The sequence below is a fragment of the Enemella evansiae genome (assembly GCF_002250705.1).
GTDB classification, from domain to species: Bacteria; Actinomycetota; Actinomycetes; order Propionibacteriales; family Propionibacteriaceae; genus Enemella; species Enemella evansiae.
Genome location: NZ_NMVP01000033.1, coordinates 1 through 14,948 on the forward strand (window position 1 = coordinate 1; position 14,948 = coordinate 14,948).

General features: G+C 70.4%; 14 protein-coding genes and 1 pseudogene. 6 read left to right on the top strand and 9 right to left on the bottom strand.

Annotation, left to right across the window (positions count from 1 at the left end; genetic code table 11):
• The 4 genes from BI335_RS14085 to priA all read right to left on the bottom strand — a co-directional run.
• The coding region (locus BI335_RS14085; RefSeq protein ID WP_229119592.1) for a hypothetical protein at positions 1 to 230 on the bottom strand (230 nt) is incomplete at its 3' end.
• Complete coding sequence (locus tag BI335_RS14090; RefSeq protein WP_094428359.1) at positions 227 to 1,762, bottom strand: lactate racemase domain-containing protein; 1,536 nt, start codon at positions 1,760 to 1,762, stop codon at positions 227 to 229. The genes BI335_RS14090 and BI335_RS14085, both read right to left, overlap by 4 nt.
• Positions 1,762 to 4,152: an HAD-IB family hydrolase gene (locus tag BI335_RS14095; protein ID WP_324252401.1), complete on the bottom strand. Its 2,391-nt coding sequence runs from the start codon at positions 4,150 to 4,152 to the stop codon at positions 1,762 to 1,764. The genes BI335_RS14090 and BI335_RS14095 overlap by 1 nt, the downstream gene beginning before the upstream one ends.
• On the bottom strand, positions 4,149 to 4,946 hold the full coding sequence (gene priA / locus BI335_RS14100; RefSeq protein WP_094357039.1) for a bifunctional 1-(5-phosphoribosyl)-5-((5-phosphoribosylamino)methylideneamino)imidazole-4-carboxamide isomerase/phosphoribosylanthranilate isomerase PriA: 798 nt from the start codon (positions 4,944 to 4,946) through the stop codon (positions 4,149 to 4,151). The genes BI335_RS14095 and priA overlap by 4 nt, the downstream gene beginning before the upstream one ends.
• Before the next feature lie 89 nt (positions 4,947 to 5,035).
• Between priA and BI335_RS14105 the strand changes: the two genes are divergently transcribed.
• Positions 5,036 to 6,607, top strand: a complete 1,572-nt coding sequence (locus tag BI335_RS14105; protein WP_229119593.1) for a glycoside hydrolase family 10 protein — start codon at positions 5,036 to 5,038, stop codon at positions 6,605 to 6,607.
• 315 nt (positions 6,608 to 6,922) lie between these two features.
• On the opposite strand, the pseudogene BI335_RS22485 reads toward BI335_RS14105, so the two are convergent.
• Positions 6,923 to 7,255 (bottom strand): annotated as a pseudogene (locus tag BI335_RS22485) (HipA domain-containing protein); the annotation flags it as partial.
• 108 nt (positions 7,256 to 7,363) lie between these two features.
• Positions 7,364 to 7,576 (bottom strand): type II toxin-antitoxin system Y4mF family antitoxin, encoded by a 213-nt coding sequence (locus BI335_RS14115; RefSeq protein WP_094357043.1) that lies wholly within the window; start codon positions 7,574 to 7,576, stop codon positions 7,364 to 7,366.
• Between the two features lie 185 nt (positions 7,577 to 7,761).
• Here BI335_RS14115 and BI335_RS14120 point away from each other — a divergent pair, with 185 nt between their 5' ends.
• On the top strand, positions 7,762 to 8,247 hold the full coding sequence (locus BI335_RS14120; RefSeq protein WP_094431646.1) for a PaaI family thioesterase: 486 nt from the start codon (positions 7,762 to 7,764) through the stop codon (positions 8,245 to 8,247).
• Between the two features lie 171 nt (positions 8,248 to 8,418).
• Here the strand turns inward: BI335_RS14120 and BI335_RS14125 are convergent, their stop codons facing one another.
• Together BI335_RS14125 and BI335_RS14130 are read right to left on the bottom strand one after the other, a co-directional pair.
• Positions 8,419 to 9,393: a hypothetical protein gene (locus BI335_RS14125; protein ID WP_094428364.1), complete on the bottom strand. Its 975-nt coding sequence runs from the start codon at positions 9,391 to 9,393 to the stop codon at positions 8,419 to 8,421.
• Positions 9,390 to 10,277, bottom strand: coding sequence for an N-acetylneuraminate synthase family protein (locus BI335_RS14130; RefSeq protein WP_094357049.1), 888 nt, complete (start codon positions 10,275 to 10,277; stop codon positions 9,390 to 9,392). The genes BI335_RS14125 and BI335_RS14130 overlap by 4 nt, the downstream gene beginning before the upstream one ends.
• Positions 10,278 to 10,401: 124 nt before the next feature.
• Between BI335_RS14130 and BI335_RS14135 the strand changes: the two genes are divergently transcribed.
• Genes BI335_RS14135 through BI335_RS14150 form a run of 4 tightly spaced genes read left to right on the top strand, consistent with a single transcriptional unit; the run spans position 10,402 to position 14,368 of the window.
• On the top strand, positions 10,402 to 11,391 hold the full coding sequence (locus BI335_RS14135; protein ID WP_166646677.1) for a glycosyltransferase family 2 protein: 990 nt from the start codon (positions 10,402 to 10,404) through the stop codon (positions 11,389 to 11,391).
• On the top strand, positions 11,388 to 12,356 hold the full coding sequence (locus tag BI335_RS14140; RefSeq protein WP_094428367.1) for a glycosyltransferase family 2 protein: 969 nt from the start codon (positions 11,388 to 11,390) through the stop codon (positions 12,354 to 12,356). Before BI335_RS14135 ends, BI335_RS14140 begins: the two co-directional genes overlap by 4 nt.
• Positions 12,356 to 13,792 carry a polysialyltransferase family glycosyltransferase gene (locus BI335_RS14145; RefSeq protein ID WP_208109112.1) on the top strand — a complete coding sequence of 479 codons (1,437 nt, stop codon included), beginning with the start codon at positions 12,356 to 12,358 and terminating at the stop codon, positions 13,790 to 13,792. Before BI335_RS14140 ends, BI335_RS14145 begins: the two co-directional genes overlap by 1 nt.
• A 21-nt stretch (positions 13,793 to 13,813) precedes the next feature.
• On the top strand, positions 13,814 to 14,368 hold the full coding sequence (locus BI335_RS14150) for a hypothetical protein (protein ID WP_094357053.1): 555 nt from the start codon (positions 13,814 to 13,816) through the stop codon (positions 14,366 to 14,368).
• A 95-nt stretch (positions 14,369 to 14,463) separates the two neighbouring features.
• Here BI335_RS14150 and BI335_RS14155 read toward each other — a convergent pair whose 3' ends face one another.
• Positions 14,464 to 14,946 carry a type II toxin-antitoxin system RatA family toxin gene (locus BI335_RS14155; protein ID WP_094428369.1) on the bottom strand — a complete coding sequence of 161 codons (483 nt, stop codon included), beginning with the start codon at positions 14,944 to 14,946 and terminating at the stop codon, positions 14,464 to 14,466.
• Positions 14,947 to 14,948 lie beyond the last annotated feature (2 nt).

Genomic DNA, 14,948 nt, shown 5'->3' on the forward strand with positions numbered 1-14,948 from the left:
AGGCCCTCGACGACGAGCTTTTTCCCAACCTCGTAGGCGAACCGCGGCGTCCAGCCGCTCTCGTACCAGCGGGCGGGGGGCAGGCCTGCCTCTCCCAGGCCCCCGTCCCACCCGCGTACCCCGGACACCTTGCGCAGGTCGGCGCGCAGCCGGGGCCACAGCCGCGGCCGGCGGGCACCGCCACGCGCCCAGCGGGCGAGCTGGCGCGGCTGCGGGTCGGGGCTGCTCACGAGAGCTCCGCCAGCATCGACGGCGGGGTGTGCAGGTGGGTGATCGCCGGGTTCCGGCCGACGGTGGCCGAGGCGATCTCCAGCGCGTCGGCCAGCGTGGACGCGGCCCGGAAACCCATCCGCTCGGCCGAGGAGCGGTCGGCGCCGACCCAGATGATGTCGCCGCAGTGCTCGACCGCGGCCCGGGTGGCGTACCACAGCTGCAGCGGATGCACGCCGTGGAAGGCGTTCTGGGTGCGGTAGAGGTTGGCGTACCACTCATCCCCGAGGAACTTCGGCTCGAACTCGCTGCGGATCCGCCCGGTGTCGGTGGTGGCCGGCAGCACGTCGGCGAAGAAGTCCGCGGACGCGGTGTGGAAGCGGGAGTTGAACGCCTGGGTGAGCGGGTGGAACAGGATCATCGCGCCACCCTCGCGGACCGCCGGCTTGCCGGTGTAGGCGTTGAAGGCCCGGCCCAGGGTGTCCCAGGCGGCGATCAGCGGGTTCATCACCGCGCCGATGTTGTGCTCGGTGACCGGGGCCGGGCCGGCGAGCAGCACGTCGGCGGGCTCGCCGAGGCGTACCCCCTGCTGGCGGGTGACCAGTTCGGCACTGGCGGCACCGACGGCGGTGACGTCACCGGCGGCCACCTGCAGCACCCCGTAGGGCGCCGGGTTGGTGTCGAAATACATCCGCCGGACCCGGTGCGGGGCGATCGCCTGGAACTGCCGGAAGCCGAGGAAGGCGACCCGGTCACGGACCTTCCAGTCCCACTCCCGACGGCTCAGGAATCCCAACTGGGGTGGGAAGAGCTGCTGATCGAGAACGACCTCGATCTGGAACACCTCGAGTTCGTCGGCGAGCACACCGGCGACCTCGGCGCGCACCGCGGGGTCACCGCCGAGCCCGGTCTGCGCCCAGGCGGTCGCGGTACCGGTCAGCCCGGTCGCGAGCTGGTCCCAGCCGGTGCGCTGCGGGGAGTCGACGAGCACCACGTTGACGACCAGGTCGGCCTCGGCGACCGTCTTGTTGAGCAGTACGCCCGGCGCCACCTCGACCAGGTCGGGCGCCTCGGCATCGTGGGCCGTGAGCCGCTGCTGGACCGCGAACGAGCGGTGCACCCGCTCCCCGACCAGGCCGCGCAGTTCATCGGAGGTCTGCTTGCGGCGCAGCCCGTTGGCGGCGACCAGCCGGACGTCGTCGACACCGGCCGCGGCGGCCAGCTCCAGCACCTGCTCCAGCACCCGCCCGCGCAGGTCGGGGGCGGCGGCCGAGGGCGCGGGACGGGACCCGTCGGTGAAGGTGATCGCCAGCTTCATCCCGGGCTTCAACCGGGTCGCGAGCGGGGCGGCCGGCTCGGAGGCGGCCCCGAGCGGCGCGGACAGCGCCTGGTCGATCGCCTCGCCGACATGCGGTACGCCCGGCAGGGATTCGGCGGGATAGGCGACCCGGGTGCCCACCGGCAGCCGTTCCAACCGGCAGCCCGCCCCCTCACCGATCAGCAGCGGCGGCGTACGGTCGTCCACCTCGAGGACGAAACCGGGACGGGACATCACTTCTCCTTCTGCGACGGGATCGACCAGCGCGGCGTCTGCGACATCGCCGCCCACTCCACGATCGACCACGAGTTCTGGTTGGCCGCACGCATCAGCCCCACATCGGGGTTCACCGCGACCGGGTGCCCGACCACGCTCAGCATCGGCAGGTCGACGTGCGAGTCGGCGTACGCGTAGGACTGGGCGAGGTCGATACCGTTCAACCGGGCCCAGTGCCGCAGCCAGGCGGACCGGGATTCGCCGACCATCGGCGGGCCGGTGAGGAAGCCGGTGCAGCGGCCCTCGGCATCGGTGGCCAGCTCGGCGGCGACGATCACGTCGAACAGCGGCCGCAGCGGCCGGGTCAGCGGTCGGATCGCACCGGTCATCAGCACCGTGGTGTGCCCGGCCTCGCGGTGCTCGCGGATCCGGCGGATCGCATCGGGTGAGAGCCGTTCCAGGATCTGTTCGCTGATCCGCTCGTCGACGGCCTCGTTCAGCGCCGCCAGGTCGGCGCCGGCATAGCGGCGGTAGACCGCGCGCAGGAAGGTGCCGCGGTCACGGCGCTCGGCGCGCAGCAGATCGGGCAGGGCGCCGATCATCGAGGCGACCTCGGACACCTTGCCGGCCAGCGACAGCTCCGGCAGCTTCGCCCACAGGTAGGTCTCGATCACGTTGCCCGACATCACGGTGCCGTCCAGGTCGAAGACCGCGACCACGCTGGCCGGGTCGGCGGTGGAGCGGGAGACGTCCTTGAAGGTCGAGCTGCGGGACTGCTGGCCGCGGCGGCGGCGTACCGCATCCATCCGGCGGACCGGCGCGGTCACCGAGGGGCAGTGCACCTCCTCGATGTAGTGGGTCCAGTCGATCACCCCGGTGTCGAAGGCCCAGCGGTCCACGTCGTCGGCGTGCAGGGAGCGGTGCAGGGCGAGGGTGTGGTCGTCGACGAAGTGCAGCTCGGTCCGCAGGTATTCGCCGTAGATCGTCAGATAGCGGCGCAGGAAGTCGAGCCGGCCGCGGGTCTTGTCCAGCGACTTGGCGATCGAGCGGGTACGCCCGGAGCGCGGTGCGAAGCTGAGCAGCCGGTCCGCCCAGCGGGAGGCGACCTCGGAGCTGGACAGCACCCGTTCGATCTGGGTGGCGCCCGGCCAGTTCCAGATCGGCAGCTCGGTCGGCCCGCGATCGCCGCGGTCGAACGGATGCTCGGTGAAGTAGTTGCGGACGTGGCCGTAGACGTCGCGGAAGGTGAGCGGATTCCGGGCGCCGGAGTTGACGTGGTAGAACTCCGGTTCGCCGACCGCGGGTTCGGTCGCGGCGACCGCCAGGATGCAGTTGACGACGTGGTCGCAGGGCACGATGTCGATCACCGAGTCGGGGCTGGCCGGGAACTCCGGCAGGTTGCCCTTGCCGTAGGCGAGGATGATCGGCTCGGCCATCTTGAAGCCCTCGATCCACCCCGGATAGGGGTGCACCAGCGAGGATTCGACGATCGCCGGGCGGACGATCGAGACCCGCATGTCGTGGCCCAGGTCGGCGACGATCCGCTCCCCCATCGCCTTGGCGAAGGTGTAGACATCGGTCCAGCCCAACGAGCGGGCACGCTCGGTACCGGCCTGGACGAGCTGCTCGTGCACCCAGTTCTTGCGGCGCTTCTCGGTATCGGCGGCGGTGGTCAGGTAACCGGCCTTGCGGTGCTGGGCCTCGGCCTCCTCCCGCAGCGCGGTCAGCCGCTCCGGGGAGCGGGACTCGATCTCGATCCGCTCGGCCAACTTGAGCGCCCACTCGGTCTCGGTGGCGTAATCGGCGTCGTGCTCGTGGGCGGCCTCCGGGATCGCGCCGCGGCGCCGACCGGCGGTGTAGGCGGTGCTCACGTGCAGATAGTGGGGCGTACGCACGAGATCGCCGTTCTCGTCCGACATCGCCTCCCGCAGCTTGCCGAGCAGCGCCTTGGTGCCGAGCACGTTGGTCTTGAACGCCGAGTCGATGGGCGGGTCGAAGGAGACGTCACCGGCGCAGTGGATCAGCACATCGAGATCGCGCGGCAGATCGGGGACGTTCGGCAGGTCGCCCTCGATCACCTCGATCCGGTCGGCGATCAGCTGCTCGGCGCCGCCGGCGGCGTCCCGGAGGTCTTTGAAGATCTTCTTCTTGACCAGCTGGACCACCCGGTCGTACGCCGAGGCGGAACCCTTGCGGCGGACCAGTACGCCGACGGTCGTGTCCGGCAGATCGGTGAGGATCTTCCAGAGCAGCTGCTCGCCGATGAAGCCGGTGACCCCGGTCATCACGATCTTCTGCCCGGCCAGCAGTTCGGCCATCGGGCCGTCCAGCAGCGGGCCGTCGTGGAGTTCGCCCGACAGGGCCGCGGACCGGCCCTGGTTCGCGGGAGCCGGTACCGCGGTACTCACTGCTGCTCCGTGGGACTGGCGTCGGAGTCGGCCTGGTCGGGAGCCTCGTCCGGATCGAGCTCGCCGTGGGCAACCTCGAGGGCGTCGGCCAGGCTGAAGTTGCCGACGTAGAGGGCGGTTCCGATGATGGCGCCCTCGATGCCGATCGGCACCAGGCCGCGGAGCCGGCGCAGGTCCTCCAGGCTGGAGATGCCGCCGGAGGCGACCACGGGGGCGCTGGTGCGGGCGCAGATCGCGCCGAGCAGTTCGTAGTTGGGGCCGGTCAGCATGCCATCGCTGGCCACATCGGTGACCACGTAGCGGGCGCAGCCGGCGGCCTCGAGCCGGGCCAGGGTCTCGAAGACGTCGCCACCCTCGGAGGTCCAGCCGCGGGCGGCGAGCTTGTCACCCTTGACGTCCAGACCGACGGCGATCTTGTCGCCGTGGCGGTCGATCACCTCGGTGACCCAGTCGGGGGATTCCAGGGCGGCGGTACCGATGTTGACCCGCGCGCAGCCGGTTGCCAGGGCCCGCTCCAGGGAGGCGTCGTCGCGGATGCCGCCGGAGAGTTCGACCTTGAGATCCATGGCGCTGGTGACCTCGGCGATCACCGCGGCGTTCGAGCCGCGACCGAAGGCGGCGTCCAGGTCGACCAGGTGGATCCACTCGGCCCCGGCCTCCTGCCAACGGCGGGCTGCGGCGAGCGGGTCCCCGAACACCTTCTCGGTGCCGTCGACCCCCTGTACGAGCTGGACGGCCTGGCCGTCCTTGACGTCCACGGCGGGCAACAGGGTCAGTGAATCCACGCCCGGCATGGTAGCCGAGTTTCGCCATCAGCCGGCACCGGCGAGGACCCCGGCCGGGTAACGTTGGCCCCCCACCCCTCGTCGAAGGAGACCCGGACGTGAGCCACCCAGTGATGAACCGCCGAACCGTCCTCGCCCTGGCCGGCGGCGCCGCGGTGGCCGGCGGCGCCTTCTGGGCCGGAGTGACCACCTCGACACCGGCGTACGCCGCGGGCACCGATCCGGACCGGCCGAAGCGGCAGTTCCGGGCGATGTGGCTGTCTTCGGTGGTGAACATCGACTGGCCGAGCCGGACCGGGTTGACCGCCCAGCAGCAGCGCGACGAGTTCGTGGCCTGGCTCGATCTGGCCGTCGAGCTGAATCTCAACGCGATCATCTGCCAGGTGCGCCCGACCGCCGACGCGTTCTGGCCGTCCCGGTACGAACCGTGGTCGCAGTACCTCACCGGCAGCCAGGGCGGCGACCCCGGGTATGACCCGATGGCGTTCCAGCTCGCCGAGGCCCGCAAGCGAAATCTCGAGTACCACGCCTGGTTCAACCCCTACCGCGTCTCGATGCAGACCGATCCGGCGAAGCTGGTCCCGACCCACCCGGTGAGGGTCAATCCCGACTGGGCCTTCGCCTACGGCGGCAAGCACTACTACAACCCCGGCATCCCCGAGGTACGCCGGTTCGTCGAGGACGCGATGCTGGACGCGGTCGGCCGCTACGACCTCGACGGGGTGCACTTCGACGACTACTTCTATCCCTACCCCTCCGGCACCACGCCCTACCCGGACGCCGACACCTTCGCCCGGTACGGCGGCGGTTTCGCCCGGATCGAGGACTGGCGCCGGGACAACATCAATCGCCTGGTGCAGGAGATGCACGAACGGATCCACGCCCAGAAGCCCTGGGTGAAGTTCGGCATCAGTCCGTTCGGCATCTGGCGCAACGCCTCGGCCGACCCGCTCGGCTCGGACACCAGCGGCACCCAGTCCTATGACGCGATCTCCGCCGACTCCCGGAAATGGGTCAAACAGGGCTGGGTCGACTACATCAACCCGCAGATCTACTGGCAGATCGGCCTCCCGGTCGCCGACTACGCGAAGCTCATGCCCTGGTGGGCCGACGTGGTGGCCGGCACCGACGTCGCCCTCCACATCGGGCAGGCGACCTACAAGGTGACCTCCGGCGCGTTCACCGACCCGGACGAGCTCGCGAACCACCTGGCGCTCAACCAGGCCCATCCCGAGGTCGAGGGCGATGTCTGGTTCAGCGCCAAGGATGTGCGGCTCGACGCCAGGGGTGCGACCTCCCGGATGGTGGAGAAGTACTACAGCCGGCCCGCGATCATTCCGGTGATCACCCATCTCGGCGGCCGGGCGCCCGCCGCGCCGGTGGCGATGAACGCCCGGCGGCAGGGCCAGCAGGTCCAACTGCGCTGGAACTTCCGGGGCCCGGCCGGTCCCACCTCGTACGCGATCTGGCGGCTGCCCGGCCGGGTCACCCCGACCGCGGACCAGCTCGCCGATGCGACCTATCTGGTGGACACCGTGCGCGCCCAGACCGATCAGCGGGTCCAGGCCTGGGTCGACACCGACGCCCCGTCGGGACCGGTGACCTATGTGGTGACCGCCTACGACCGGCTGTGGAACGAGAGCGCCCCGAGCCGCCCGCTCACCGCCTGACCCCACGCTCATCGAGTAGAACGCCATGCGGAGCGAAGCGGAGCAATGGCGTTCGTGTCGAGATGAGCAAGCCCTGACCGGTGGCTTCGACTCGTCGCTGCGCTCCTCGCTCAGCCGACGGGGCGTGGGGGACGCATCGTGCCCGATACCCCCTCCAGGTCGCGGCGCCGCCTGGCCAGCCGGCGGGTGAGGGTCTGCAGGGCATTGCGGTTGAGCGGGAGCGCTCCGTCGGGTGCTCGATGAGGTGCTCCAGAGGTCCCCGTAGGGCATCGTCGAGGGGATGTCGTAGACCGGCGCGACCCGCCACTCCCCGGTCGGCTGCCGCAACACCGAAAGGTTCTTGGCGTGCAGGTCACCGTTCCCGGTGAGCCAGGCGAACGCGAACTGGGTCAGCGCAGCTCGGGCGGCGACCGGGCGGGCGGCGCACACCTCGGCCGCGGCCAGGGTGACCTCCTCGCTGCCGACCGCGTACTTGTCGGCCGGGTAGAGATCCAACAGTTGGCAGGCGTCCTCGACGGCGAGTGAGACCACGTCTTCACCCTGCCTGATGCGGTCGAAGCGTTCCACGACGAGACCTGCGCGACCATGCTTGTCATGGATCAGTTCGGTCCGGCTGACCGGGATCCGTAGCCGGCGGGCCAGGCCCAGGAAGTAGTTCTCGTTGACCGTGACGGGTCGCTGGTCAGCGTGGCAGCGGGCACGCCGCCCTTCCGGACCACCGCCCGGTCGACCGCGCGGGGATCCCGGTCGGCGAGCTCAGTGTTCGCCATCGCGCACCCGCACCTCGACGGTCAGCCCCAGCGTCGTCGCTACCTGCAGCACCTTGTCCAGGCGTACGGTCGGTTTCCCGGCCTCCAGGCTGCGCAGGAAACGTTCGGAAACGCCCGCGAGCTCGGCTGCCTCGGCCTGGTTCAGCCCCAGTTCCCTGCGGCGCTCCCGGAAGGAGTTGGCTACGTCAGTGGCTTCCATTCGTCTCCAATCGGCATGATCGTGCCGTTTCACACCATTCTGTCCAACCTGACCCCTTCTGGCAAGCCAAATCGGCATGATCATGCCGATCGCCCCGCATCGCCCTCGCCGCCGCGTTACCCGCTCGGATGATCGGCATGATCGTGCCTGTCCCGGGTGCGTGGCGCCGGCCCTACGATCTGTCCATGAGCACTGTCGCCATCCAGGACCACTACCCCGCCGATGCCGCCGCCTGCTACGGGTGCGGCCGCAACAACCCCGCCGGGCTGCAGTTGAAGACCCGCTGGGCCGATGACGGCTCGGGCGAGACCGAGACGGTGTTCACCCCGCGCCCGGAGCACACCGCGATGCCGGGTTACGTCTACGGCGGCCTGGTGGCCTCGGTGCTCGACTGCTCCGGCACCGGCTCGGCGTCGCTGGCGGCGACCCGGGAGCAGGGCATCGAACTGGTGGGCGAGACCGGTTCGGAGGCGGTCCGGTTCGTCACCGGCACGCTCGAGGTCCGCTACCAGCGACCCACCCCGCTGGGCCCGCCGCTGGTGGTCCGTGGCCGGGTCGCCGAGATGAAGGGCCGCAAGGTCACCGTCGAGCTGACGATGACCGCCGAGGGCGAAACCGTCGCCACCGGCAGGGTGATCGCCCTCGAGGTCCCCGACTCGATGCGCTCCTGAGCCCCTCTGAGTGCGCGAGGCACGAGGGACCCGGGGCTCAAGGTCCAGAATGTGCCACGCGTGCGCGGGCGCCGGAGTTGGATCCCAGTGTTCATGCGGGTCTGCGCGCAACGCCCGAGAACGCGTGACACATTCTGGACCTTGTGGCTTCGACGTGGCGCCGCTGCGCCGTCAGATCCCGGCGATGAAGCCGCGGGCCACCTGGTCGGCCTCGGCACTGAACCAGTCCTCGGCGACCGCCAGCGGCCGCACGCCCACCCCGGTATCGGCGAGCACGATCGGCAGGGTGTGCAGCACCGTGGAGGGAAAGGACCACAGCTCCCGAGCGACCGGGCCGCGCCGGGCGTACACCTCGACCGGGAGATCGGGGCGGACGATCTCGACCCCCATCGCGGCGATGGCGGCGAGCTTGGCGGCGGATTCCTTGCGGTGCGGGAGGTAGCGGCGCAGGCCGTGCGCGCTGACCAGCCGGCGCACCCCGGCCAGGTAGGCGGGCTCGGCGATCGTGCCGGTCTCGGCGAGGGAGGAGCCGAGCAGGTCGATCCCGTCGAGCACCTCGGGCGGACCGAACCGCTCGCGGGTCCAGGCGTAGCTGTTGCGGACCGCGGGGATGCGGGTCCGGATCGGCATCGCGGTGAACAGTTCGACGGCTTCCGAGCCGCGGCCCAGCAACTGGTGGGCCCGGCCGCCGACCAGACGCGCCAGGTGCGAGCGACCCTCCAGATGCCAACGCTGCAGGGGCTCCGCGCTCACCCACTGCTGCTCGTAGTGCAGGGTCGCGGTGCCGTCGTCGACGACCACGATCCGCGGCTCGCCACGGGTGAACCGGGTGGAGTTCAACAGCAGGTGCGCGATCCCCGAATACGGATCACCGAGCACCAGGGTGTCGGCGTCGCGGACCAACCCGGCCAGCGCGGCAAGCGCCCGGGCCCGCTGCGTGGCACTCCCCCGGACCTCCGACCAGGCGACCGAGAACCCGTCGGCGCGCGCCAGCTCGGCGAGCCGGTGCAGTTGCAACCGGGTGGTCGGATCCGTCGGCCCGGCGATCACCAGCCGCGCGGTCTCCCGCACCCCGGCGGCGTACGCCCATTCGAGCGCATTCAGCAACTGGGCCGGTGACTCCACCAGCCCGAGGATGCGGCTCACTGCACCCGGCGGAGCTTCTTCATCGGGCCGAGCTCGGAGTCGTAGACCTTCTTCACCCCGTCGCCGAGGGCGGTCTCGACGACCCGGATGTCGCGGACCAGCCGCTCCAGGCCCTGCGGTTCGACCGAGGCGGCCTGGTCGGAGCCCCACATGGTGCGGTCCAGGGTGATGTGCCGCTCGACGAACGCCGCGCCCAGGGTGACCGCGGCGACGGTGGTCTGCAGCCCGGTCTCGTGGCCGGAGTAGCCGATCGGCACCTGGTACTGCTCCTGCAGCGTGTTGATCACCCGCAGGTTCAGCTCCTCCGTCTTGGCGGGGTAGGTGGAGGTGGCGTGGCAGATGATCAGGTTGTCGGTGCCGAGCACCTCGACCGCGTGCGCGATCTGCTCGGGGGTGGACATCCCGGTGGAGAGGATCACCGTGCGCCCGGTCTCGCGCAGCTTGGTGAGCAGTTCGTCATCGGTGAGCGAGGCGGAGGCGACCTTGTACGCCGGCACGTCGAACTCCTCCAGGAAGTCGATCGCCTCGGTGTCCCACGGGGAGGCGAACCAGGCGATGCCCTTCTCCTTGCAGTAGGCGTCGATCCGGGCGTAGTCGTCCTTGTCGAACTCCACCCGATGCCGGTAGTCGATGTAGGTCATCCGGCCCCACGGGGTGTCCCGCTCGATGTCCCACTGGTCGCGCGGGGTGCAGATCTCCGGGGTGCGCTTCTGGAACTTGACCGCATCGCAGCCGGCGGCGACCGCGGCGTCGATCAGCTTCAGCGCGTTCTCGACATCGCCGTTGTGGTTGATGCCGATCTCGCCGGTGACGTAGGCGGGGTGCCCGGCGCCGACCGGCCGGTCGCCGATGGTCCGAACGGGTCCTGCACTGCTGCTGGCCATGGTGAATCCTCTGCTCTGCTCGCCGGGGTTCTGCAGTGGGCAACGCTACACGCCCGGGGTGAGTGTCCCGAGCGGGCGAGTCGGCGAGCCGCGCGCTGACGGATCGTGTGCAAGAGTGGCCCCCATGCCCTCGCCGGATCGGAGCCTCACGGTCGTCGTGACCGCCCATCGGTTGGGGGCGATGGTCGAGGACTGCGTACGCAGCCTGCGGACCTCGGTCGACGACCGGATCCGGTTCCTGCTCGTCGACGACGGCTCCGGCGACGACACCCCCGAGCGGCTCGCCGCCGCGGCCCGGCGTACGCCGAACACCGAGCTGCTCGCCCTGCCGCGGAACGTCGGCGTGGCCGCCGCCCGGATGACGGCCCTGGAACGCCTGGAGACCGACTGGGTCACCTTCCTCGACGGCGACGACTGGGTGGCCCGCAACTACTTCCCGCGACTGTTCGACGAGGTGCTCGCCGCCGGTGTCGACTGGGTGCGGGTGGACCATGTCGCCAGCCGCGGCAAGCAGCGGATCCTGACCCGGATCCCCGACATCAACCGGGCCGGCCGGATCGGCGTACCGCGCGAGTCGATCCTCTCGGCGCGGACGAGTTCGGTGGACTTCGCGCACTCCTGGTCGGGGGTCTATCACCGGGGCCTGGTCGACGACGGCACCCTCTATTTCCCGACCGAACTGCGCACCGCCGAGGACCGTCCGACCATCTGGTCGCTGCACCTGCGGGTACCGGAGTTCACCGTCGCCCGCACCGTCGGCCTGCACTATCGGCTCGGGTTGAGCACCTCGCTCACCCAGACCGGTGACGACCGGCAGCTCGACATCACCGAGTCGATGCGGCAGGTGCAGCAGCTGGTGCTCGCCGACCGCGACGCGGAGAAGTTCCTGCCGAAGGTGTGGAAGACCTGGGCCGGGCTGTTCGCCTGGCACTGGGAGCACCGCGCCCGACTCACCCCGCGACTGCGGCTGCGGTTCGCCCGGGAGGCCGGTGCGCTGCTCGACACCGCCGATCAGCCCGAGCTGCAGCGGGTGGTCCGGGCGATGCCGGAATCCAAGCGGCAGGCGATCGAGGGCCTGCGGCGGACCGCATCCCTCGTGGGGGGACGCGGATGAGCGCCGGACTGACGGTGATCATGCCGTTCCACAACCTTGAAGCGATGGTGCCGACCACGCTCGCGGCGCTGCGCCGGGCCGGCGACGAGCGGGTCAGCTATCTGTTCATCGACGACGCCTCCACCGATCACACCGCCGACGCGCTGGCCGCCGGGCTGCACCGGGTCCCGGGTGCCCGGTTGCATCGCATCGAGCAGAATCTCGGCCTGTCGGGGGTACGCAATCTCGGCATGGAGCTGGCGGAGACCGATCATCTGACCTTCCTCGACGGTGACGATTTCGTGTCCGGTGGCTATTTCTCGGCGCTGCTGGATGCGATCACCGCCCTCGGCGTACCGATGCTGCGCACCGACCACATCGTCGTCGAAGGCCGGCGGCGCACCGTGCGCCGGATCCCGACCGGGTTCCGACAGGGGCGGATCGGCAGCCCGCGGGAGGCGATCCTGCCGGTCGACCAGCCGACCGCGATCGATCACCCGTACGCCTGGGCCGGCATCTATCACCGATCCCTTGCCGAGCAGGGATTGCTGCGTTTCGACGATCTGCGGACCGCCGAGGACCGGCCCTGGATCTGGCGGTTGCAGCTGGGTGTCGAGGCCTTCTCGGTACCGGACGTGGTCGGGTTGCACTATCGCCGCGATCTGCCCGGATCGCTGTCCCGGGTGGCGACCTCGACCCAGCTCGACTTCGTCCGCTCGATGCAATTGGTGGTGGAGACCGTGCAGGCCGACCCGGAGGCCGAGCGATTCCTGCCGAAGGCATTGCGCCGCTGGTGCGAGCTGACCCTGCACCATCTGGCGAACCTGGACCGGTTCACCCCCGAGGTGCGCCGCACCTTCACCACCCTGCTCGGCAGCGCGCTCGCCGCGGCCCCCGCCGAACCGATGGCCGAGACCCTGGCCGCGATGACCCCCGACCGCCGCGGCCGGATCACCCGGCTGATGGCCCACGCAGGAGGCAATTGATGGACACCTCACCGCACCTCTCGACACGGCCGCAAGCGGCCTACTCGAGGAGCGGGCAGACAGAGCCGACGGCCTACTCGAGGAGCGGAAGAACGCAGATCTTCGAGGCGTCGACGCTCTACGGGCTGGCCACGCTGAACGCGGCGATCAGTGCCGGGCTGTTCGATGCGGACAGCAACGGCCGCCGGATCCTGGTCACCAGCAACAATGCCGCCACCCCCGAGGCGGTCGCCGAGCTGACCGAGTCCCCCTCCTTCGCCCGGCTGGCCGAGCCGTTCACCGAGGTGGTCTCCTACAACGCGGCCATCGAGCCGCTGCACCCCAGCGCCTGGACCCCGACCGAGGCCGAGATGCCTTTGTGGGAAAGGTATTTCCGCGGCCTCTGGGCACTCGGTGACGAGCCGGTGCAGCTGGTCGTGGAGTCGATCCAGGTCTCCCCCGCCCAGGCGCTGTGCTGGTGCTTCCCGCAGGCCTCCATCGACGTCTACGCCGACGGCCTGATGAGCTATGGCCCGACCCGCAACAAGATCCTCTCGGAGATCGGTTCCCGGATCGAACGGCTGCTGCACCTGGACCTGGTACCCGGGCTCACCCCGCTGCTGCTCGATGAGTTCCCGATCCGCCGTGAGGTGATCGACACCGCCGCGTTCACCGCGGTGCTCGCCGAACTGGCCGCGGGCGCCCCGCTGCCGGCGACCACCGAACCCTATGCGCTGCTGCTCGGGCAGTACCTGACCCCGCTCGGTCTGATCAGCGCCACCGAGGAGGAACGGCTGCACACCGAGATGCTGGAATCCGCAGTGGCCAAGGGATTCTCCTCGATCGTGTTCAAGCCGCATCCGACCGCACCGGCCGAACTCGCCGGGCCGATGCTGGCCCGGGCCGCCGAACTCGGCGTCACCGTCGAGGTGTTCACCGAACCGGTGCTCGCCGAGATCGTCTACCGGCGCAGCCCCGTCGAGCTGGTCGTCGGCTGCTTCTCCACCGCGCTGGTCACCGCCAGCAGCTTCTTCGACCTGCCGGCCCTGCGGGTCGGTACCGCGGCCCTGCTGCAGCGGCTCAAGCCCTATCAGAACAGCAATCGGATCCCGCTGGTGATCATCGACTCGCTGCTGCCCACCGCGACCGAGCCGCCGCGGTTGGACATCGGCCAGCTGACCGGGCTGGTCGAGGCGGTCGGTTTCGTGATGCAGCCCGAGGTGCTCTCCCACCGGCGGGCCGCCGTCGTCGACTGGCTGGAGCGGTACGGCGCGGCGGAGGCCCGCTTCTTCCCCGCGGTACGCCTCGGTGAGCTCGATCTGCCGGGCGGGCGGAAGACGCTGAAGACCCGGGCCGCGCCCACCCTGCGGCGGGCCGCGCGGCGGGCGTACGCCCTGGAACGCCGGCTGGAGGCGCGCTTCATGGGGCCGATCCGGGGCGTACCCGGCGGCGGCTGAGGCCACCGGTAGAGTGCCGCCATGACTCACGGCCGGATCACCTTTGCCGACAGCCCCTGGCCCGGCGGGCATGCCCTGGATCGGATCGAGCTGACCGTCCGCGGCGATGACGAGGGCGCGCTGCGGCTGCATCTGCACGCCGAGACCCAGGACTACGACGCCGAGAATCCCGGGGTGCAACCGGTTGCCGGGGACGGAGCCACGCCCTGGCAGCAGCCGGAGGTCTGGCAGCGCTACACCTCGGCGATCCTCTCCTCCACCAAGTGGGACAACGCCGGGGTGAAACTGCCGGTGGCCGCCGACAAGTTCCGCGAGACGATGCTGGACCAGCTGGAGCTGACCGCCGACCCGACCTCGAAGGTCTCCCTCGACGAGGCCGCCGAGGAGCTCGCCTTCGGCTGCTACGTGCTCGGTCAGGACCTCAGCGGGGATCACCGGATCCGGTTCACCCGGGTCGGCTCCTACACCTACGACCTCACCTGGACCGGTCAGATCGCCGCCACCTTCATCGGCGAGCAGGACTTCTCCGCCGGCCACCGCTTCGAGCTGGTCGCCGAGGGCGTACGCCTCAGCTGAGCGTCCCACCCACGTTCATCGAGTAGCCGACCATGCGCAGCGAAGCGGAGCAATGGTCGGCGTGTCGAGATGAACCCGCCGGGGGACGTGGGTGATCAGCCCGGCCCCTCGGTCGCCGCGGCGACGATCTCCGGATCGGCGCAGGCCCGGGCGAAGGCGTCGATGCGGCGCCGGATGTCGCTGCCCAGCAACCGGATCCCGATCGGTTCGGCGATCGGGCGCAGCCAGTCCGGCCGGACGGTGAAGGTGTATTTCCACACCGCCCGCGTGCGGCCGTCCTCGGTCGGGGTGAACCGCCAGCCGCCGCCGAAGGTGCGGAAGAACCAGGGCCCGCGGCGCATCGTCATCCCCACGTTCCGCGGTGGTTGATAGGACACGTATTCGCTGATCATCGACAGCCCGTGCCGGGAGATGGTCAGGGTCCGGACGCCCTTGCCGGCGGTCTGCGCGCCGCCCAGGAACCGTTGTCGGCGGATGAACGGATCCCAGCGCAGCCGGGTCTCCCCGGTGGTCTGGGAGACGGCGAAGGCGATCTCGGGGCTGACGTCGACGACCACGTCCGCTTCGACCTGGGGCATCG

What these genes read in the sequence shown, in the direction of transcription:
- BI335_RS14090 (WP_094428359.1), bottom strand. Translation starts at nt 1,762, where the DNA reads ATGTCCCGTCCCGGTTTCGTCCTCGAGGTGGACGACCGTACGCCGCCG.
- priA (WP_094357039.1), bottom strand. Translation starts at nt 4,946, where the DNA reads ATGCCGGGCGTGGATTCACTGACCCTGTTGCCCGCCGTGGACGTCAAG.
- BI335_RS14115 (WP_094357043.1), bottom strand. Translation starts at nt 7,576, where the DNA reads ATGGAAGCCACTGACGTAGCCAACTCCTTCCGGGAGCGCCGCAGGGAA.
- BI335_RS14120 (WP_094431646.1), top strand. Translation starts at nt 7,762, where the DNA reads ATGAGCACTGTCGCCATCCAGGACCACTACCCCGCCGATGCCGCCGCC.
- BI335_RS14130 (WP_094357049.1), bottom strand. Translation starts at nt 10,277, where the DNA reads ATGGCCAGCAGCAGTGCAGGACCCGTTCGGACCATCGGCGACCGGCCG.
- BI335_RS14135 (WP_166646677.1), top strand. Translation starts at nt 10,402, where the DNA reads ATGCCCTCGCCGGATCGGAGCCTCACGGTCGTCGTGACCGCCCATCGG.
- BI335_RS14140 (WP_094428367.1), top strand. Translation starts at nt 11,388, where the DNA reads ATGAGCGCCGGACTGACGGTGATCATGCCGTTCCACAACCTTGAAGCG.
- BI335_RS14145 (WP_208109112.1), top strand. Translation starts at nt 12,356, where the DNA reads ATGGACACCTCACCGCACCTCTCGACACGGCCGCAAGCGGCCTACTCG.
- BI335_RS14150 (WP_094357053.1), top strand. Translation starts at nt 13,814, where the DNA reads ATGACTCACGGCCGGATCACCTTTGCCGACAGCCCCTGGCCCGGCGGG.
- BI335_RS14155 (WP_094428369.1), bottom strand. Translation starts at nt 14,946, where the DNA reads ATGCCCCAGGTCGAAGCGGACGTGGTCGTCGACGTCAGCCCCGAGATC.